Origin of the sequence: Nitrosomonas sp. (assembly GCA_031316255.1) — a bacterium.
In the GTDB taxonomy this organism is placed as follows: Bacteria; Pseudomonadota; Gammaproteobacteria; order Burkholderiales; family Nitrosomonadaceae; genus Nitrosomonas.
Map to the genome: position 1 here is coordinate 150052 of JALDQW010000001.1, position 21190 is coordinate 171241.

General features: G+C 47.2%; 16 protein-coding genes. 6 read left to right on the plus strand and 10 right to left on the minus strand.

The features are described from left to right. Positions 1 to 75 precede the first annotated feature (75 nt). Entirely contained in the window at positions 76 to 696 is a 621-nt protein-coding gene (locus MRK00_00710) for an HNH endonuclease family protein (GenBank protein ID MDR4515911.1), read from the plus strand. 289 nt (positions 697 to 985) lie between these two features. Here MRK00_00710 and MRK00_00715 read toward each other — a convergent pair whose 3' ends face one another. The 7 genes from MRK00_00715 to MRK00_00745 form a co-directional block, all read right to left on the minus strand. Continuing rightward, positions 986 to 1948, minus strand: coding sequence for a sulfotransferase (locus MRK00_00715; protein MDR4515912.1), 963 nt, complete (start codon positions 1946 to 1948; stop codon positions 986 to 988). Positions 1949 to 2380: 432 nt separating this feature from the next. Further along, positions 2381 to 3571 carry an SUMF1/EgtB/PvdO family nonheme iron enzyme gene (locus MRK00_00720; protein ID MDR4515913.1) on the minus strand — a complete coding sequence of 397 codons (1191 nt, stop codon included), beginning with the start codon at positions 3569 to 3571 and terminating at the stop codon, positions 2381 to 2383. 544 nt (positions 3572 to 4115) lie between these two features. Beyond that, complete coding sequence (locus MRK00_00725; GenBank protein ID MDR4515914.1) at positions 4116 to 5648, minus strand: OprO/OprP family phosphate-selective porin; 1533 nt, start codon at positions 5646 to 5648, stop codon at positions 4116 to 4118. 105 nt (positions 5649 to 5753) lie between these two features. Continuing rightward, entirely contained in the window at positions 5754 to 6686 is a 933-nt protein-coding gene (gene rfbD / locus MRK00_00730) for a dTDP-4-dehydrorhamnose reductase (GenBank protein MDR4515915.1), read from the minus strand. Beyond that, positions 6683 to 7750 carry a dTDP-glucose 4,6-dehydratase gene (gene rfbB, locus MRK00_00735; protein MDR4515916.1) on the minus strand — a complete coding sequence of 356 codons (1068 nt, stop codon included), beginning with the start codon at positions 7748 to 7750 and terminating at the stop codon, positions 6683 to 6685. The genes rfbD and rfbB overlap by 4 nt, the downstream gene beginning before the upstream one ends. 24 nt (positions 7751 to 7774) lie before the next feature. Continuing rightward, complete coding sequence (gene tilS / locus MRK00_00740) at positions 7775 to 9157, minus strand: tRNA lysidine(34) synthetase TilS (protein MDR4515917.1); 1383 nt, start codon at positions 9155 to 9157, stop codon at positions 7775 to 7777. Next, positions 9126 to 10094 (minus strand): acetyl-CoA carboxylase carboxyltransferase subunit alpha, encoded by a 969-nt coding sequence (locus MRK00_00745; protein ID MDR4515918.1) that lies wholly within the window; start codon positions 10092 to 10094, stop codon positions 9126 to 9128. The genes tilS and MRK00_00745 overlap by 32 nt, the downstream gene beginning before the upstream one ends. Before the next feature lie 144 nt (positions 10095 to 10238). Here MRK00_00745 and msrB point away from each other — a divergent pair, with 144 nt between their 5' ends. The 5 genes from msrB to MRK00_00770 all read left to right on the plus strand — a co-directional run bounded on the left by msrB (position 10239) and on the right by MRK00_00770 (position 15693). Next, positions 10239 to 10760, plus strand: coding sequence for a peptide-methionine (R)-S-oxide reductase MsrB (gene msrB / locus MRK00_00750; protein MDR4515919.1), 522 nt, complete (start codon positions 10239 to 10241; stop codon positions 10758 to 10760). Positions 10761 to 10765: 5 nt separating this feature from the next. After that, positions 10766 to 11419 (plus strand): peptide-methionine (S)-S-oxide reductase MsrA, encoded by a 654-nt coding sequence (gene msrA, locus MRK00_00755; GenBank protein ID MDR4515920.1) that lies wholly within the window; start codon positions 10766 to 10768, stop codon positions 11417 to 11419. Further along, entirely contained in the window at positions 11382 to 12554 is a 1173-nt protein-coding gene (locus MRK00_00760; protein MDR4515921.1) for a cupin domain-containing protein, read from the plus strand. The genes msrA and MRK00_00760 overlap by 38 nt, the downstream gene beginning before the upstream one ends. Positions 12555 to 12722: 168 nt before the next feature. Continuing rightward, positions 12723 to 12872, plus strand: coding sequence for a hypothetical protein (locus MRK00_00765; GenBank protein MDR4515922.1), 150 nt, complete (start codon positions 12723 to 12725; stop codon positions 12870 to 12872). A gap of 538 nt (positions 12873 to 13410) precedes the next feature. Then, on the plus strand, positions 13411 to 15693 hold the full coding sequence (locus MRK00_00770; GenBank protein MDR4515923.1) for a hypothetical protein: 2283 nt from the start codon (positions 13411 to 13413) through the stop codon (positions 15691 to 15693). A gap of 608 nt (positions 15694 to 16301) precedes the next feature. On the opposite strand, the gene bamC is transcribed toward MRK00_00770, so the two are convergent. From bamC to clpB, 3 genes are all read right to left on the minus strand, one after another. Next, positions 16302 to 17441: an outer membrane protein assembly factor BamC gene (bamC, locus tag MRK00_00775; protein ID MDR4515924.1), complete on the minus strand. Its 1140-nt coding sequence runs from the start codon at positions 17439 to 17441 to the stop codon at positions 16302 to 16304. Between the two features lie 10 nt (positions 17442 to 17451). Continuing rightward, positions 17452 to 18330: a 4-hydroxy-tetrahydrodipicolinate synthase gene (gene dapA, locus MRK00_00780; protein ID MDR4515925.1), complete on the minus strand. Its 879-nt coding sequence runs from the start codon at positions 18328 to 18330 to the stop codon at positions 17452 to 17454. Positions 18331 to 18474: 144 nt separating this feature from the next. Beyond that, complete coding sequence (gene clpB, locus MRK00_00785) at positions 18475 to 21078, minus strand: ATP-dependent chaperone ClpB (protein MDR4515926.1); 2604 nt, start codon at positions 21076 to 21078, stop codon at positions 18475 to 18477. Between the last annotated feature and the right edge of the window lie 112 nt (positions 21079 to 21190).

Here is a 21190-nt window from a genome sequence, read left to right on the forward strand (position 1 = left end):
GCGTAGCGTTTACGAAGAATACCGCATATACCATTCCAAATCCAATCGCCTGAAAAAGAACACGTCCCTAGTCATATGCCCGGAAACCCAGCACACGCAAATATGCCATTGAAAATCAGCATTCTTGTTATTTTTCTCACGCTGATTACGTTGTCGGGGTGTCAGCAACTCAGCAAGCAGGACAGTTATCCCGACAGTCTTCCCACACCCGAAACACCCTACCAGCGCAAGGACTGGCCGCACTGGATCGATGCGGACAAAGACTGTCAGAACACCCGCCAGGAACTGCTCATCGCAAGCAGTAGAATTCCGGTAACATTTAAAAACGCCAAACGCTGCACGGTGAAAACCGGCCTGTGGATCGGCCCGTACACCGGACGAAAATTCACTACAGCATCCGACGTCGACATCGATCATATCGTGCCGCTTGCGCATGCGCACCGGCATGGCGCAGCCAAATGGACACGCGCGCTGCGCCGCACCTTCGCCAACGATTTTGACAACCTGCTCGTTGTCGATGACGCCACCAACCAGGCCAAATCCGACAAGGCCCCGCATGAATGGCTACCGCCCAATAAGGATTTCTGGTGCGAATACGGCCGCCGCTGGCAGCATGTCAAGGATAAATACGGATTGATTTACAGTAAGGCGGAACGCAGAGCTTTGAAACTCATGGCTGAAACTTGTTTCCGTTAAACATCACGGGAAAATGGCGCTTTGCGCAGCTACCTCACGTTACATTGATCTGGCGAACAGCGGATTGGTGTGACGCAGCAACGCCAACGATTATGTGTTGGGGTTCGCCTCCCTCCGTCCAGTTTTGCAGGCAAAATGGATGATTTTAATGTGCAATTGCTTCCATGATGGATTTCGCGCGTAAGGTTAAAACGCCCTAGCGGCTTTGCCTTGTTGATGCACTGGACAGGGAGCCAACGGATAAGACTGGGTGACTTACGTCGGTCTGACCTAGAAGCTGTTCTGTCATTCAAGTCTGATAAAAGATTTTCCCCGCTTCCGAGTCAGCAACAATTTCCTTGATTCGCATTTTTTCTTCATCAGTGAGCTGGGTTCTCCATTTATTGGCGGCTATTTCCGGTTGTTGAACCAAAGCATAATAATCTTGCTGGGTATCAGTATTAGAAAGTGATTTGTTCAGATAACCACGAACCTGCTCATTAAAATCCAGTCCACACCATTCAAACAACTCTTTCGTTTTAGACACCGGGTCCCGGCATAAATCGTCATAGTTGACCAAACGAACATTTTGCAATTGACTTGTTCGTTCCAGCACACTTTCGTTGTGCAGCAACCATGACCAACTGCCTATTTCCAGTTGCGAGAGCGCGGCAAGGTCGGTTTTACCTAGACCTCTTCTTCTAGCGCCATTGATTTTTAACCAATCATCATATGCCTTTGGTTTTGTAATTTTTCCTTGCTCGGCACCACGAAGCCAGGAATTCACAACGCCACAGGGGTGACGAATAATAAAGACAAACTTGCACTCCGGCAAAGTCGACGCCATAAGAAACAGGCGGCCTGGGCTATCAACACACTTGACAACAGAAACCATGTTCTGTCTATTTGCAATAAAGTCCGGAACTATAATTTTTCGGGCTATGCGCGTTCCAGCCAGGCGGCCGAACGATCTGGCCATGTAGGACCATAAAATGCGCAGAAAATGCAATAAAGCAGGCCGATAGGTTTTTCTAAAAAAAGGAGGACGCCCGTTCGTCCTCACATCTTTGACATCGTGAAGTTTAAGCGCATATTTTCTTGCCCGTTCCAAATATTCCGGCACTTCTTCATCGCTGAATATATATGGGAGATTCTGGTCGAACAGTGAAGCATCCGGTTCAAATCTGTAAATCGTATCAGGATGAGCATCAAAAATACTGCCTAACCAACTCGTTCCTGACCGGGCAAGTCCAAATATAAAAATCTTATCCACAAAAATGTCCGTTGTGATATTGGGTAAAAAATTATCTCAGTTTCATGTTTTAAATGCAATTTGCTCCCTTAATGCTGTAGAAAGCAAGTTTATGTGGCAAGCCCAAAATATTTATGCTTCCCATCAAATTAGAATCATTTTTTTCCAAAAAAATTCTAACAGAAACCCCGAGACATGAATACTGAACTTATCTTCCATATTTCAGCGCATTCCGCGTACTACTATCCGTAGTGCACAGTATTATAACCGCCTGAATACACCTTATTATGTAGGATGTGCTGAATAAAATGAAGCGCATCATTCACGATTTGATGCGCCTTGCCGGCACATCCTACCGACTGAGTGGGGTATTGGGTTCATTCCTTACCCAAACCTACGTGCTAACGGTGAACAGCAATTCGGCGTTTCAGTGTTCAGCGCACCAGCGCACCGCTAATCGATGGGGGACGAACACAACACCCGAAAACCGAGATAGTCGAGCCGGGAGTCGGGAGGGGCGAAGTTGCGCACCGAGGCGCGCACGAGGCCTGGAAGATAGAACCAGGAACCGCCGCGCACCACACGAATATCACCGTCTCCTTTTTCCCAGGACGAGCCATCGGATGGCGCACCTTTATAGTTTTCATGCCATATATCCTCGCACCATTCCCAGACATTACCATGCATATCGTACAAGCCGAAATCATTCGGGGGATAGCTGCCTACCGGTATTGTCTTGCCTATGTTCTCGTCAAAGTTCGCCTGATCCCGGTTAATGTTTGCTCCGGTATGATACGGTGTTTTCTTACCCGCACGACAGGCATATTCCCATTCGGCCTCACTCGGCAGCCGGTAATCACGTCCCGTCTGTTCTGACAGCCATGCACAGTAATCCTGCGCATCGCGCCAGGAAACATTGATTACAGGCCGGTTTTCCCGTCCCCAATGCCTATCATCTGGTTTCTCCTTACCGGCATGCTGGCAAAATCGGTCGTAATCGTCAAACGTCACCGCATACACACCTATCGCAAATGGTTGCGCGATGTGTACTTCATGCTGTGGCCCTTCAACATCAGATCGGTACTGTTCATCCTCTGGCGACCCCATCAAAAAACGCCCGTCGGGAATGACCATCATCAAAGGTCCATCGCCGCCAATTTTCAGCTTGTCGCGGAATGTTTGACCTGGCACTGATAGGGATGGCGCAATAATTTGTTTGGGTTCGGCAGCAATGGTAGCCGAAACGGGTGCAGAATTATTCAAATGCAGCCGCAACGGAATCAGCAGTTGCACTAATCCGTCATGGTCTTGGCCGTTCTCCCAGCCGACCAGATCGGCCGTCTGGATGCGGCCGAATCCGTAAGGAAACTCGACATTCTCTATAAAAGCGGGAAAAAGAATGTCCTTGCGCTTGCCATACTCCGCTTCCTCAAGCACGTAATCGCTGTCACGAGATGTAACCGACCAGAGTACCACCACAGCTCTGGCTGCATGCAGTTCCCGCTCGATTTCCTTATGCCAGCGGCGGCCGACATGCGTATTGCGGTCGATAAACACCGACCAGCCTTCCGCCTGCAACCGCTCCACCAGCCGATTGGCAATCGTTGCATCCGTCCTCGAGTAACATAAAAAAATATCGCTCATCTTCCAGAAAATTCCGCGTACATAATCTGTAATACGCGTGATTATAACTGTTTGAATACACCTTATTAAAAAGTAGGGTGGAAAAGCGTAGCGCCTTCCACCATGACAACCGGTGGATGACGCTTTGCTTATCCACCCTAAAAAACTGGGTAATAAATGATGTTGGTGGACGGCGTTTCACTTGTCCACCCTACAAAGCTGTGTCGCCGGCCACCATGCGCCGTACGCTTCATTCATTCCGGTGTAATCCGGCATATATTCGGGCATGATCAAAACTGACACCATTCCGCTGACCCACGAATTGCTGGCCTTGCTATGTTTGTAGGGTGCGACAAGTTTAACCCTGTTAAACGCCGTCCACCGACATTATTCACCATTGTGTTGGAAATGAACCAAGAATGTAGCACATCGTTCACGACTAGATGCGCCTTGCCGGCACATCCTGCCGACTGGCGGATGTGGAAAGTTTGATGAATATTGATAAAGTATAACAAGGCGGATGACGCGGTTTATAACCGCTCATCCACCCAACAGGTTCATGCTTCTAATAATTCCACTGCAACTGGAACCGTAACAGATTCGCATCCTTGACATGAATCAGGTTCTTGACGTTGGTTCTGTCCATATGCGCATACGCGACAACAAATTCGACCTCAGGACGGACTTGCCATTCAATGCCGGCCTCAATTTCATTGAGCCTGACAAATGGCGAGTTGGCCTGGAATTTTTCGGCGCCTCTGTATTTCTGCCACTTCACATAAGGTATCCACGCGCCCCAAGGGCTGTCGTATTTATACATCGCCTGAACATAACCGCCATTGATTTTACCCGATTCAATTTGCGTAAAATCGGCACTCAACTGCGGCGATTTACCCCAGTTCCATTCCGCCTGGAGGCCGAATGGCTGCGGATATAGAACGGCGTGCAGCCCGATACGCGCATCCCGGTGGCCCTTTTTATTGAAGGCTGGCGCAGCAAGAATACCGGCGCCTGAATTTACCGCCACATCTGGGACAAATTTTCCGGTATAGCCAAATACACCGGCCTCAAAAATCTGGCCGTTACTGAACTGGAACGGATAGGTCACCCTGGCGGCAATGTGTACGTTATCGTTTTTGTCCCTTTCATTAAGCCCCTGGCCGGTATATGCGCCAAAGCCAATAACCCCGTAGTCACCCGAGCCTTTTAGCCCTCTTCTCAGGAAACTGAACCGTTTCTGGATATGTTCAGGCGTCCAGTAAAAGAAAATACCGGTATCCCGTTCATTCCGAACCCCGGTACTGAGCGCATCTGCGCGTTCGAAAGCCACACGGTCGCGGCTAGACTGCAATAACTCAAAGCTGTTCGGTATTTTGGACAAGCCCGGACGGATACGGAATTCCTTTTTCTTGTCGAAAAATATATCGCCGTACATATCCCTGACCGAAACATCACCGCCCGCAAACTCTGTCTGCATGTAGAGCGACAAATGATCGGTAATATCTCCCTGAAATACCAGACGCGCACGACGGATAAAAAAGTTGGTATCCGGCTCTATAGATTTATCACCCGGAGAAGTTAGATTCTCCAGATCTCCACCTAAACCCGCACTTTGACGGAACTGGGTATAACCGCCAATTCTGATTTTGTCATACCATTTTTTTTCTTCTTTGGCGGCGGTTTTCTCTTTTTCAGGCTCAGGGACGGCGGCAGCCGCCATTGCAGGTTGAGATTGATCAGCGGCTGCCTGTATCGCCTGCTGCTGTGCTTCCAGCCGGGCTTCCATGGCCTTGAGTTCTTCCATTTTCTGGTCGATTCTTGTCTCAAGCACTCTGGAATCTTCCTGAGAGGCGGATTGCTCGGCAGGTGCTTTTTCAGCCTGTTTCACCGGCTCAAAATCACCAAGTTTTACCCGATTCTTGCCGGGCGTCGTATACACCTGGTTGGTTTCCGGATCGACATACAGTGTCAGGGCGGATTGCACCTGTGTAGCACTGATCAGCAGCAAAGCAGCTGCGATGAATCCGTAACTTAATGCGTTAATTCTTTGCCCGATTTTAGGCAAATACTTTTTTCTCTTTTCTCCAAACAGTCTCATTTTTACTCCATTGAAAACGCTGAAGGAGAGGTTATTACATTATTGTTACAGTTTTATTACATTAATAATTAAATTCACCGGGAACCGGAATGGGTGGAGATCTGGTTATCGAACGACAGACAAACGATTCGCGAGTATCTCGGTTAACGTTCTTAACACGCCATCCTGCCATTCGGGCAGGCAGAGACTAAACGTCTGTTGCAGCTTTTTCGAATTCAAACGTGAATTAAGCGGACGTATTGCCGGCGTCGGATAATCTGCGCTGGCAATAGGATGCAGATTTCCCGGTGTGGTTTTCAGGGAAACATCTGCCGTTGCAGCCTGTCTGAGAATAAAATTCGCAAAACCATGCCAGGACGTACAGCCTTGTGCTGTCAAATGATAGAGGCCGCTGACAGATGGACTGTCTGCATGATTCCTCAAAGATCGAACAATATGTGCCGTGACGTCCGCAATCAGCTCAGCGCCCGTTGGCGCGCCAATCTGGTCGTCGACAATCTGCAAATGATCGCGTTCCTGCGCCAGCTTGAGTATCGTTTTAATAAAATTATTGCCATAGGTGGCGTAAACCCAACTGGTGCGCAAAATGATATGACGGCAATTCGATTCAATGATGTTCTGTTCCCCCGCCAGCTTTGTTTTGCCATAGACATTCAGCGGATTGGCGGCTTCGGTCTCTGTACGCGGTTGATCGCCGCTGCCGTCAAAAACATAGTCGGTCGAATAGTGGATCAACCATGCGTTCAGACGCTTGGCCTCTTCCGCCAGAACGGCTGGCGCATGCGCATTGATAGTTTGCGCCAACTGGAATTCCTTTTCTGCTTTATCGACGGCAGTATATGCGGCTGCATTGATAATCATATCCGGTTTGACGGTTTGCACCGTTTTCCGAATACCCTCAGGGTCAGCAAGATTGCCGCATATTTCCTGACTGTCCGTACCCAAAGCAATCAGCTCGCCCGTTGACGCCAGCGGCGCCAGACTGCGCTGCAGTTCCCAGCCGACCTGGCCATTTTTTCCGAATAACAGTATCTTCATTGTCGTTGCTGACCATAATTTGTTTCAATCCATTCCCGATATGCACCAGTCTGAACGCTGGCTACCCAATCCTGATTGTCCAGATACCATTGCAGCGTTTTGCGGATGCCGGTTTCAAATGTTTCTCCGGGCGTCCAGCCGAGTTCTTGCTCAATCTTTCGGGCATCGATGGCATATCGGCGGTCATGACCGGGCCGGTCTTTTACATAGGTAATCAGGTCGAGATAACTCGTACCTGAAGACGGTTCCGCCAATTCCTGCAGTAATCCGCAAATCGTTTGCACGATCTCGATATTGGCTTTCTCATTCCAACCGCCGATATTATACGTCTCTCCGGGCTTCCCAGCCTCCAGTACGCGGCATAACGCGCTGCAATGATCGGCAACATAAAGCCAGTCACGTATCTGCCTGCCATCGCCATAAATTGGCAGCGGCTTGCCCGCCAGCGCATTGGCGATCATTAACGGAATCAGTTTTTCAGGAAATTGATAAGGGCCGTAATTATTGGAACAATTGGTAATCAACACCGGCAAGCCGTAAGTCTTGTGATACGCATTAACCAGATGGTCACTGGACGCCTTACTGGCGGAATAAGGACTACTCGGCTGATAGCGGTGCATTTCGGTAAACGCGGCATCGCCCGCATCCAGAGAACCATACACTTCATCGGTCGAGACATGCAAAAAACGGAAATTGTTTTTCGACGGTTGATCCAGCGTTTTCCAGTATGCTAAAACCGTTTCCAGCAATTGGAAAGTCCCGACGATATTGGTCTGTACGAATGGCGCAGGCCCATGGATAGAACGATCAACATGGCTTTCAGCGGCAAAATTGATGATCGCCCTCGGCCGATATTGCATGATCAGTTTTGACACCTGTTCCGAGTCGCCAATATCACCCTGAACAAAAACATGCCGGACGTCATTCATCAGAGCCGTCAGATTTTGCAGATTTCCCGCATACGTCAATCTGTCCAGATTGATAATGGCTTCATCAGACCGTTCAAGCCAGTCCAGAATAAAATTCGATCCGATAAACCCCGCCCCGCCAGTCACTAAAATCATAAAAATATTTTGCTACAATGAAATTTAAAACGTTTTCTGTTTATACTGTTCAGGCCGCCATTCAGGAACAATTCCTTTTTCCTCAGGCTCAGCCTGAAATTCACATTCGATACCGATACCCGGAACCCATACCAGCCGCTCGCCACAATACAGCAGAGGCAATGCAAATCGTTCCCAAGGCAGAATAGCAGCTTCCTGCATCAAATTCTTGAGGCTCCGCCGCGGCCGGTTACAATCGGGAGAAAAGCGCTCCCCGCCTTCGCGCAGCTTGATCAATACCGGCGCACGTCTTAATTTTTCTTCACTGATACCCTGGCCCACAATCTGTTCAAAGCAAAGGTTTCCGTCCAGTGCTTTGAGCTTCAAGCAAGACTCGCCCTGCCAGCTAATCTGCACAGGATTTGGCGGTAATTTACGCCTGGGTAAAATATAAATCAATTCCTTGAAAGCGCGGATTTCAGTATCGCCAAACGTCAGATGCAACTGCGCGTCTCTTCTGGCAGTACGCAACTGATTCAGAATTTCGTTAAGCTTCTCTGCACTGGGAAGTTTTACAGCGTGTTGCCGCAGAACATATCGCAAAAGATTTTTTGCGCGCGGAAGACTTAATTCACGCACTGCCGCAGTGTTCAGCTTACCGAAAATAACACAACGCATTGCATCTGCCTCAGCCAATTCGTCAAGTAATTGAACTGCTTCGGCCATATGTTCACTCGTGCGTTGCAACGTTCTGGCATAGTTCGGGTAACGCTGACTGAGCACCGGCAGGATTTTATGACGCAGAAAATTTCGATTGAAGGCGATATCGTCATTGCTTTCATCATGAATCCAGTTTAACCGACGCTGCCGGGCGTAATGTTCTATCGCACTGCGGGAAAGTGATAGCAGCGGCCTTAAAATCGCAGGTGCTGTCTTGGCAGTCTGTTTTCGCACGACCGGCATTGCGCTTAGACCTTTAACGCCCGCGCCGCGGAATAATTGCAACAGCACTGTTTCCGCCTGATCATCCTGGTGCTGGGCCAGAACCAAATAATCGCCATACAAACGGTCAAAGATCCGGTAACGTTCGTCCCGCGCAAGCGCTTCCAGGCTCGTCCCAGGTGCTTTTTTTATCTTAAGGTAGAAAACAGAAATCGGTACACCGTATGCATAACACAACTGACAGCAAGAATGACTCCAATCGGCGGCATTACTGCTGATTCCGTGATTCACATGAACCGCAGACAGCTTGAATGCCATCTGGCCAGACAGCGTTGCCAATACATCCAGTAAAACAACGGAATCCACTCCGCCGCTAAGGCCTACAACAAGATTATTGTCCCGCTTTACATACGCCTGCAATACTTCACGCACATCATCAATAATAGCGTCCGGATTATTCGACTTTAGCCTCCTTGTATGCGCCATACTTCATCAACCGTTCCAGACGTTTTTCTATTAATGTGTCGGCAGAGTGATCTTGCAGCTTTCTGAGCGATTCCTGGATGACCGCTTTAACCGATTGCATCATTGCCGAATAGTCCCTGTGCGCGCCACCTATCGGTTCATTGATAATGCTGTCAATCAACTCGATTGTTTTCAATCGTTCAGCAGTAATTCCCATGATTTCAGCGGCTTCGGGCGCCTTGTCGGCGCTCTTCCATAATATGGATGCGCAGCCTTCGGGTGAAATAACCGAATACGTGGCAAATTGCAGCATATGCACCATATCACCGACGGCTATCGCCAAAGCGCCGCCCGATCCGCCCTCACCGATCACAATACAGACGATGGGCACTCTTAACTCCGACAGCACGTAAAGATTTTTTCCAATCGCCTCAGACTGTCCGCGCTCTTCTGCATCTATGCCGGGATAGGCGCCCGGCGTATCGATAAAGGTGATCAACGGTATTGAAAATTTCTCGGCCAACCGCATTAAACGCAACGCTTTGCGATAACCCTCGGGTTTGGGCATACCAAAATTACGATGTATCTTTTCACGGGTATCGCGCCCTTTTTGATGGCCAATGATCATCACAGTCTGCCCATTAAACCGCGCCAATCCGCCGACTATGGCATGATCATCAGCAAAATTGCGGTCACCGTGCAATTCTTCGAAATCGGTAAAGATATGTTCGACATAATCCAGCGTATACGGGCGTTGTGGATGCCTCGCAACTTGTGATATCTGCCAGGGTGTCAATTTTGCGTAGACGCTTTTGGTCAATGCCTCACTTTTGGCCTTTAAACGTTCAATTTCCGCAGAAATATCCAGTGCGGAATCGCCCTGTGCAAAACGCAGCTCCTCTATTTTCGTTTCAAATTCCGCAATATTTTGCTCAAAATCTAGAAAAGTGATTTTCATGTAAACAGTAAAATAAATAAAACCCAAAGATGTGATGATACAGGATTTAAGTGAAATTCTGCAGGCATGAATTGATTTCTTCAGGTTTTGTCTATCTTTTTAGATTAACATTTTTCAGGTACCGACAAGTCGCAAGGAGGCGATATGAAAAGAAGAACGTTTTTAATGAGTTTGGGGATAACAGCAGCTTCACCGCTTGCTGTTTTTTACCGCCCGGAGCAGGCGCTGGCTGCCAACAGTCCGGTCATCGTCGAACGGTTGAAAAAGCCGCGCAAGGCATGGCGGGAACTGGTTTCACCGGATGCCTATAAAATTTTATTTGAAGAGCACACTGAAGCACCGGGTAGCAGCGAATTGAACAGTGAATACCGTGAAGGCACTTATCTTTGCGCGGCCTGTTATTTACCGCTGTTTGAAAGCCTGTATAAATACGATAGCAGCACCGGATGGCCGAGTTTTACGCAACCCATCCCGGGACATATCGGCACCAAGCGCGATTTCAAGTTAATTATTTTAAGAACCGAGTATCACTGCGCTCGATGCGGCGGACACCAGGGCCATGTGTTTAATGACGGCCCCAAGCCGCGCGGAGAACGTTGGTGCAATAACGGTCTTGCACTTAAATTTATCGCTCATCCCGAATCATTACCGCCATTGAGAGGTTGAAATCCATGATGTCATTTCATCGTTCCAATTTTATCCTTACCCTGATAACAGGTTTTGTGCTTTTGGTTTCGGCATGCCAGCAACCGCAGAACACAGTAAACCGATTGGACAAACAGACGGTTTCAGATGAAAATCTGGACGTTGCCATTTTTGCCGGCGGATGCTTCTGGTGTACCGAGTCAGATTTTGACAAGCTACCCGGCGTTATTGAAACAACCTCGGGATATATCGGCGGCAGCGTTGTCAATCCAACGTATAAACAGGTTGTATCCGGTAAAACCGGGCATATAGAAGCGGTAAAAATTCAATTCGACAAGACGCAGATCAGTTATGCCGAGTTACTGGACGCATTCTGGCCGACAATTGACCCAGTATTCGAAGGCGGCCAGTTTTGCGATATCGGCCCGCAATACCGAAGCGCTATCTTTTATCTGAACCCCGAGCAAAAAACACTCGCAGAAGCGTCGAAAGCGGCCCTGCAGGCATCCGGGCGTTTTGACCAACCGATCGCCACCGTGATTTTACCGGCGACCGAGTTTTATGCGGCCGAGGATTACCATCAGGATTATTACCTCAAGAATCCATTGCGTTACAGCTATTATCGCAATAACTGCGGACGCGATGAACGCCTGCAACAGCTCTGGGGGACAGATCATTAACACGCCCATACCTTATATTTCTCTGGGCAATCTCACGCCTGATGAATTTCTACAGAAGTACTGGCAAAAAAAACCACTGCTGGTGCGCAAGGCCTTGCCCGGTTTTAAAGGATTACTCACCCGCCAGGAACTCGTTCAACTCGCCAAAAATGATGAAGTACCGTCACGCCTGGTCATCAATAACAACAGACAATGGCAATTAAAACATGGACCGTTGACAGGCCGGGATTTTTCCCGCTTACCTGAGGACAAGTGGTCATTACTGGTGCAGGATGTCAATCATTTTTTGCCTTCGGCCTATGATTTATTACTGAAATTCAGCTTTATTCCCTTCGCCCGCATGGATGATTTGATGGTGAGTTACGCTCCTGCTGGCGGTGGCATCGGACCTCACTATGACTCCTATGACGTGTTCCTGTTGCAAGGACCAGGCCGCCGGCGTTGGGAAATTGCTGCAGATTATGACAAGAAGCTGCTATCCAACGCACCCCTTAAAATTCTGCAAAATTTTAAGGCAGAGCAAACATGGCTATTGGAACCTGGCGACATGCTTTATCTTCCGCCCAATTACGCGCATCACGGCATCGCCGTGGATCCCTGCATGACTTATTCCATCGGGTTTCGTGCACCCAGTCATCATGAATTGATGGCTCAGTTTTTAAACTACCTCCAGGATGCTCTGGAAACTGACGGCTGGTATACAGACCGCGATTTGAAACAACAAAACAATCCATTGGAAATCAGCCGCGAAATGCAGCAGCAAGCTGGCGCAATTCTGAAAAAAATCAAATGGAACAAATCGGATATCTTAGAATTCCTGGGTGTCTACTTGACGGAACCCAAAGCGCATATTTTTTTCGACCGTCCCGTGCATCCAATTCCATACAAAACGTTCAGAAAAACGATTCAACAGAAAAATATTCAGTTCAGTCTAAAAAGCCGAATGTTGACGAGCCGCCATCATATTTATCTTAACGGAGAAGCGTACAAAGTTTCTCCAGCTGTAAAAAAAATTTTATCCGGACTCGTTTATCGCCAGAATCGATTTTCCAAAAACCAGGTGGATGAAGAAACGGAAAAAATCCTTTATCAATGGTATGTTAATGGCTATGTAGTTATCACAGATTCCATTTAACAACATTTGGTTCAGAAAAATTTCCACTCAACTTTTATCAAAAGATACTAGACAGCGTTATTTTAATCTGGTATTAAGTTTATGGTCTTTCAATATGAGAAGGACAGAAGAGCTGTTTAACACAAATTTAATTCGTCATAAATTTTTTAAAAATAGGAGATTTTAAACATGAAATACTCTTTGTTTATTGCAGCAATATTTGCGCTGTTTTTAGTCGGTTGCGGTGGCGGTGAAGGAAAACCAGGTCAATATCCACCAAGCTTGTATGAAGATCCTGATTCAGGCGAAAGACTGGGCGCTCCCGCCGGCAAACAATAATTGGTTAATTAACCATCAAACGGCTCCTGCCAGTTATCAGGAGCCGTTTTTATTCAGGATTAACACCAGGAGTAATTCTCTTCAGTACAATTCCGTCGCCATGTGAAATAGTACGGGCAATTGAATTCAAGCGTGTCTCGTAGAGAGACAGAAAGTAGATCTTTTGACAAAATCATTGGCATTGTAATTATGCCCCACCACGCCGCTCGGCAAGTTGCGTAGTACCTGAATGGTCGCCGGTCCGTAGCACTTTGCCCACCCATGAGCTAATAATCGCCCAAATACGGTGTGCCTTTTGGCAATAGAACGACCATTTCCTGGAAGGCACACCTTGCCATGCACACTGAAGCCGGCAATATCAAATTAATAGCGTACTAGGGGCTGTGAAATTTTGCGGTTTCTGGTTGTACCGAGTCTTGCATTGTTTGTTTTCTCGTATCCTGCGCGCCATGCGTCCTGCCATATACTACTCGCAAAAGTGGATTATGGTCACGGGCTAGTAAATATTAAATGACTTATTAAATAAAAATATATAGTAGTGAAAAGTTTTCTGAAACATACTCATTTGCAAAGTCATCCTGATAACGTGTTCTGGGTTGGCGCGTTGAATGGAATTGTTGTTCTGATTCTATTCATAGCCTTTCTGGCCGGCTACTTTTTTGATACCGCGATCAATTCGTATCTGATGGGCGCCGCTTTTGCGCTTGCATCATTCCTGTTGTTTATATTCTTCCGTTTCCTGTTTACCGGTCTGCGACTTGGTCTCAACAAAATTCCCGTCTCGCTATTTGCAATTCTACTCGCCGCTTTTGCTTCTTTTCATCTCATCAGACTAGGTGGATTTTTATTTCCGGAAGGCGGATTTTTCTTTCCGGAATCGGTATATTATCCCGTAATAGGCTTGGGTGTTATCGCACAGGTTTTTATTTTTGGATCGCTGAATTATTTCATTAACAACAGGCCGCTCAAAAAACCATTTCGGCTTGCCTGGCCCTACGCCATGATGTTTGTTGTGGGAATGGGAATTAATATCTTCGGCATTCACTGGATGACATCGACAGGGAATAATCAGTCTGATACGGACTTTCAACAAATAAATGTTTCTCAATTAACGAATATCGAAAACCCATCCTTGGCCGGGGATTCTTCCGTCAAGAATTTTACCTATGGCAGCGGTACGGACAAGCAAAGATTCGAATTTCGGGGTAATGTCCAGTATCGTACAGAACCCGTCGATGCTTCATCGATTCTTTATGCCTGGCACGGATCGAAAGCAAAATGGCGTGAAAAATTCTGGGGATTCGGTCTGGATGAATTTCCGATCAATGGGAGCGTATGGATGCCGGAAGGCGATGGACCGTTTCCATTAATTCTTATTGTTCATGGCAACAGCAGTATGGAGAAATTCTCGGATCAAGGCTACGCTTATCTGGGAGAATTACTTGCGAGCCGGGGATTCATTGTCGTTTCTGTCGATCAGAATTTTGTTAATGCAACCTGGTCGGGTGATTTCAAAGGACAGGAAATGCCGGTGCGAGGATGGTTATTACTGAAACATCTGGAACAATGGAGAAGCTGGAATCAAGACAAATTTCATGATTTATTCGGAAAAATAAAAATAGACGAAATTATTTTAATCGGACATAGCAGAGGTGGCGAGGCCGTTGCTATAGCGGCATCGTTTAACACACTTTCCTTTTTTCCGGATAATGCTAATCTGGAGTTTGATTTTAATTTCAACATTATAGGAATTGTCGAGATCGCGCCGACAGACACACGGTATTTCAGGCGAATGGCGCTGAAAAATATCAACTATTTAAGCTTGCATGGATCGCATGACAGTGATCAAGCCAGTTTTTTCGGTTTCCGCCAGTATCAACGCATTGAATTTACAGACAATAATTACTGGTTCAACGCCGGTTTGTATATACATCGGGCGAACCATAGTCAATTCAATACCGTATGGGGAGACAAAGACCTCAAGCTGCCCTTTAGCTGGTTACTCGATGTCAATTCGGTGATCGCAGCCGAAGAACAAAGGCAGATAGCAAAAGTATATATTTCAGCGTTTGCAGAAACGATTTTTAATCGGAAGAAGGAATATTTACCGATATTCAAAAACGCATCCGTTATCCGGGACTGGGTGCCGCCAACGATTTATCTTAATAATTTCAAAGATTCGAAAAATCTAATTATCGCTGATTTTGAGGAAGATATTGATTTGACTACCGCAAAACTGGGAATTATTAAGGCGCTGAATCTGGAAATATGGCGAGAAGAACCGCTGCAATTCAGAGATATGAATACCCAGGAGAATAACGCCCTGATTCTGGGCTGGGATTCAAGAGCAGATACTAACAAGCATGATAAGAGTTACGAAATAATCCTGGACAACCCCATGGACCTTCAGAAAGTTGAATCGTTACTGTTATCCATGGCGGCCGGGAACCCTGGAGAACTGGGAGTTAACAATAAAGGTAATTATACTGGGGAAAATGATCTCAATGATGATAGTAAAGGTGAGCTTAACTTTACCATTCAATTGACAGATGCGCGGAATAACCGGTTAAGTATTTCTTCCGATGCAGTCAAGAAAATTGCCCCGAGGCTGAAAATCAATTTTATGAAATTAAAATCTTTGAACAAATATTGGGGTGACAGCTGGGAGCCATCGCTAGAATCATTCGAATACCCATTGACTGATTTTGATGGTGACATCGAGAAATTCGGTAAGCTTCATTCGATAAAATTTATTTTCAATAAAACGGATCATGGCGTATTAATCATGGATAACTTGGGTTTTTCGCTTACTCAGTCATAAGCAAGCCACTCGGATGGTCCTTGCGAAATCATGGAAAGAACTGGCTCAAATCTGAATTGACTCACACTGTCATATCGATTATTGCATTAAAAATGCACACCAATACACTTGAAGATATCGCGCCTAATATTCGCAACAGTGAAGCGACAAGAGATAGTTTGGTACATGGAAAATAATTCCTAAGCTATCTGCCCAAAAATTGGGGTCTACTTCTGGCTAGTATATTGCTCCTAAAAGATTTATACTAGGCAGGGTAGCATTAATATATCGATCATTAATGAAAGATATTATTGTTTAAACTGCTTGAGTATTTGGAATTAAGTCGATATGCTGCTTTGTTCTCGAACTTTTAATTTTAATAAGGAAAATTCAATAATGAAACAAATTCTTCTAGCATTGGTTTTGGCATCTTTCTTTTTAGCAGCATGTGGTGGCCCAGGTGGACAAGCGCTGCCTGTTACTGAACAAGAAAACTTTGAAAAAGCAATTGCTGAAGCTGAAAACAAATAAGAAAGTATCTCATATTTTATATGAAGCCTTTCAAAACCGCCTATCGGCGGTTTTTTAGTTTCAGGCTGTAGTTTAAGGTCGCGTTGCCAAAACCCTGGTTATCTCAACTGCTCATGCAACAATTTAAGAATGCTGCTCGCAACAGATTGACTAACAGGTGTATCGTCTTCATTCAATATGGAAACGTGGCTGCTACTGGTGCCTATTTCCTTGACCCGAATATGATACTTGGCGGCCCTGGCATCAGTATTATCTTTGCTTCTCCAAAACATGATTCCTGACAAAAGGCCTTCATCATCGCCCTTTTTGAAGCTGTCAGTATCGGGATTAACATATCGAACAAAATAAACGCCGTCCAGGCGGTTTCGATCTTCGACCGTAAAACCAATGCGGTCCAGTGCAAGGCCAACACGCCGCCATGAGCGATCAAATGCCTCATTGACAATCAATGTATTGCCTGCTTCTCTGTCGATAAAGGCTCTTTCCTGAACACTGCCACCCGAAGTGGCTAACTCAAATCTAGCACGCTCTTCTTCTACACCAAAACGCATCATCAAACGCGCCAGCATTTCGGCTTCGAGTTCCGGGTCGGATCGTCGCGGCTGCCAGACGGAGCGATTTGTGGCGCCCCCTTCCAGCACCTCATCCATGCCACGGTGGCTGATATAGATCTCTGTCGTTCCCATTTCGGTACGCTCTAGTCGCGTTCTGAATTTATCGCGCTCGGCCGTCGAGTAAATAAAATCCAGAAATTTCGAAAGAACGTTGCGGATCGGATCCTGCGGTATTTTGGCACGGTTTTCCGCCCAGTCCGTTTCCATGATTCCAGCTTCCGGTATTTCCTGTTTGATGAGAAAACCCAGCTCCTGCCAGAATTCTTTGACGACAGGCCAGACCGACTCAGGCGGTTGCGGAATAACCAGCCAACGCTGTGTTCCCGACCGCTCTATATGAACGTCCTGTACCGACATCGGCAATAAGGAAGAAGTACCGGCATCTGGCCTAATACCACGTTCATTGCTGTATGTGGAAAATGTCGTTCCTGAATCCGGTATGGAAAAGCGTTCGTCAGCCGTGGGAGCTATCAAATCGGGCGGCACATCCAGTGGCGGCATTCTGCCGGCAGATTTGTAATCGATCTGTTTTTGCTCCGGAAATAACGTGCAACCCGAAACCGTCATTAAAAACGTCATTACCATAGAGAACATGATTACATTTAGCCGCCGTATATTTGACATTTTATTCCTTTCAATCCTGTATCTGGGCCAAACGCATGGCATCCCGGACAAGTTGATGGTGCTGGTCAGAAAATGGGGTTAACGGCAAACGAATTCCCTTGCCGATAAGTCCCATTTCAGCTACCGCCCATTTAACCGGAATCGGATTCGCCTCAACAAACAAGTCCGTATGCAAGCGCATAAGTTTGTTATTAATCGTCCGCGCTGTTTTAAAATCGCCTGTTACCGCCGCCTGGCACATGTCGTGCATCTGCCTCGGTGCAACATTAGCGGTCACGGAAATAACGCCATGCCCGCCAAGCAACATTAACGCCAATGCACTGATATCATCGCCACTCAATATCAAAAAACCCGCCGGTGCCCGGCGCAGTAGATCGCTTCCACGCCCGATATCGCCGGTTGCATCCTTGATGCCGATTATATTCGGAATTTGCGCCAACCGCAGGGTGGTTTCATTGGCGATATCGGCCACGGTTCTACCCGGCACGTTGTATAGAATGTGCTGAATATCAACCGCTTCAGCAATCGCCTTGAAATGCTGATACAACCCTTCCTGGGTCGGCTTGTTGTAATAGGGCGCTACGGACAGACAGGCATCAACGCCTGAATCTTTTGCATAAACAGACAAATCGATAGCTTCCCGCGTTGAATTTGCACCTGTACCGGCAATAATGGGAATACGCCCGGCTGAATGATCAACTGCAGTTTGCATCAACAGATGATGTTCTTCAAAGTCTACAGTAGGTGATTCACCGGTCGTACCGACAACAACAATGCCGTCAGTGCCCTGCTCTATATGGAAGTCGATAAGGGCACGAAAGCTTTCCAGGTCTAATTTGCCATCTTCAAACATCGGCGTCACGATGGCAACCAAGCTACCTTTAAACATGACTATCTATCCAGTGAAAATCATATATTTTACCTGAAACTGACCATGCAGATATGCTTTCCCTGAATATCATCATTTCTTTTAAACACAAATTATCGATTATGTCATTGCATCAAGTGTAGAACACTTTTTTTCAGAAGCAGGCTATGAACGCGTGTTCTGGTTCGACTTGGAAAACTTCATGGCATCATCCACATAATCAACCTTAATTGCGTCTTTGGCCGCAAAATGCCCTTCAAGAATTTCCTTGGCCAGCGGATTTTCAATTTGCGCCTGAATCGCACGTTTAAGCGGGCGCGCACCAAAAACAGGGTCAAAACCGACTTGCGACAGTTCGGCAAGCGCAGCTTCACTGACCCGTAACTGCATATCCAAAGCAGCCAGTCTTTTTTCAAGATACTGTAACTGTATCTGTGCGATCGATTTGATATGTTTCTCATCAAGCGCGTGAAACACGACCACTTCGTCAATACGATTGACAAATTCCGGACGGAAATGTGTCTTCACTTCACCCATTACCGCATCCTTAATCATCCGGTAATCCTGTCCATGCATTTCCTGAATCATATGTGAACCCAGATTAGACGTCATGACGATAACCGTATTCTTGAAATCGACGGTTCTGCCCTGACCGTCGGTCATGCGGCCATCGTCAAGCACTTGTAGCAACACATTGAACACATCCGGATGCGCTTTTTCAACCTCATCCAGAAGAATGACTGCATAAGGTTTTCTGCGCACAATTTCCGTCAGATAGCCGCCCTCCTCGTACCCCACATAGCCGGGCGGTGCGCCAATCAAGCGCGCCACGGAATGCTTTTCCATGAACTCGGACATATCCACACGAATCAGGTGGTCTTCAGAATCAAACAGAAAGCCGGCCAGCGCCTTGCATAACTCAGTCTTGCCGACACCGGTGGGCCCAAGAAACAAGAACGAGCCATAGGGACGGTTTGGATCGGCCAGACCGGCGCGTGAACGGCGTATCGCGTCCGAAATCAAGCGCACGGCTTCATCCTGACCAACAACCCGCTCATGCAGTTTGCTTTCCATAAACAACAGTTTTTCACGTTCACCCTGCATCATCTTGGAAACCGGTATTCCCGTCGCCCGGGAAACGACTTCCGCAATTTCCTCGGCACCGACTTGTGTCCGCAGCAACTTGGGTTTCTCAGTTTCGGTTTTTTGCTTTGAACCCTCCTGTGACCTCAACTGCGATTCCAATTGCGGTAGCCGCCCATATTGCAGTTCTGATACTTTTTGCCAGTCGCCTTTACGCGTAGCTGCGTCTATCTCCAGCTTAACCTTTTCGATTTCCTCCTTGACATGCTGGGAGCCCTGAATCTGGGATTTTTCCGTTTTCCAGATTTCCTCCAGATCAGCATATTCGCGTTCCTTTTGCGCAATTTCTTCCTCAAGCAGTTGAAGCCGTTTAAGTGACGCTTCGTCTTGTTCTCTCTTAATCGCTTCACGTTCAATCTTGAGTTGTATCAGACGCCTGTCGAGCTTGTCCATCGCTTCCGGCTTGGAGTCAATTTCCATACGGATACGCGCAGCCGCCTCGTCGATCAGGTCTATCGCCTTGTCAGGGAGAAAACGGTCCGTGATATAACGATTGGATAATTCGGCTGCAGCAACAATAGCAGGATCGGTGATATCGACCCCGTGATGAACTTCATATTTTTCCTGCAAGCCACGCAAAATGGCGATGGTCGCATCAACAGTCGGCTCCGCTACCAGAACTTTCTGGAATCTTCTTTCCAATGCAGCATCTTTCTCAATATATTTGCGATACTCATCCAGCGTCGTTGCACCCACACAATGCAGTTCGCCACGCGCCAAGGCAGGCTTGAGCATATTGCCAGCATCTATGGCGCCTTCAGCCTTGCCAGCGCCCACCATGGTATGCAACTCATCGATAAAAACGATTGTGTTTCCCTCATCCTGCGCCAACTCCTTCAGCACGGACTTCAGTCGCTCTTCAAATTCTCCACGATATTTGGCGCCCGCAAGCAATGCGGCCATATCCAGCGACAGCACGCGTTTGTTTTTAAGGTTTTCAGGTACTTCGCCATTAATAATCCGCTGTGCAAGGCCTTCCACTATGGCGGTTTTCCCAACACCGGGTTCACCGATTAAAACCGGATTGTTTTTCGTGCGCCGCTGTAATACCTGTATGGCGCGACGAATTTCATCGTCACGACCAATAACGGGGTCCAGTTTCCCCTGGCGGGCGCGTTCGGTCAGATCAAGCGTATACTTTTTGAGCGCTTCCCGACTGCTTTCTGCTTCCGCACTATTAACCTGTTCGCCGCCTCGCACTGCAATAATCGCCCGATCCAATGCTTCGTAACTGGCGCCATGTTCTTTTAGCAACGCACCGGCTTCGCCCTTATCCTTGAGTGATGCCAGCAAAAACATTTCCGAAGCAATAAACTGGTCTCCGCGTTTTTGCGCTTCTTTATCCGCCAGATTGAGCAGGCTGGCCAAATTCCGCGACAGATTGACTTCACCGCCAGTTCCTTCAATCTTGGGTAAGCGTTGAATGTTTTCTTTCAGGGCTTCGCGTAACGGGGCAACATTTGTCCCACAACGCTGCAATAACGATACTGTTGCGCCATCATCCTGCTGCAATAATGCGAGCAACAGGTGGCTGGGTTCAATATAGGCATGATCCTGCCCGACTGCAATACTCTGCGCATCGGCCAGCGCCTGCTGAAATTTTGTAGTTAATTTGTCAAAACGCATTGATTTCTCCCAAAGTAGGTCACTGAACACTACGTGGGGGAATACGCTAAAATTTCAACCCATCCTTATACAGACGGTTTTTCTCTCATCAGCACAATCATTTTCTTGATCG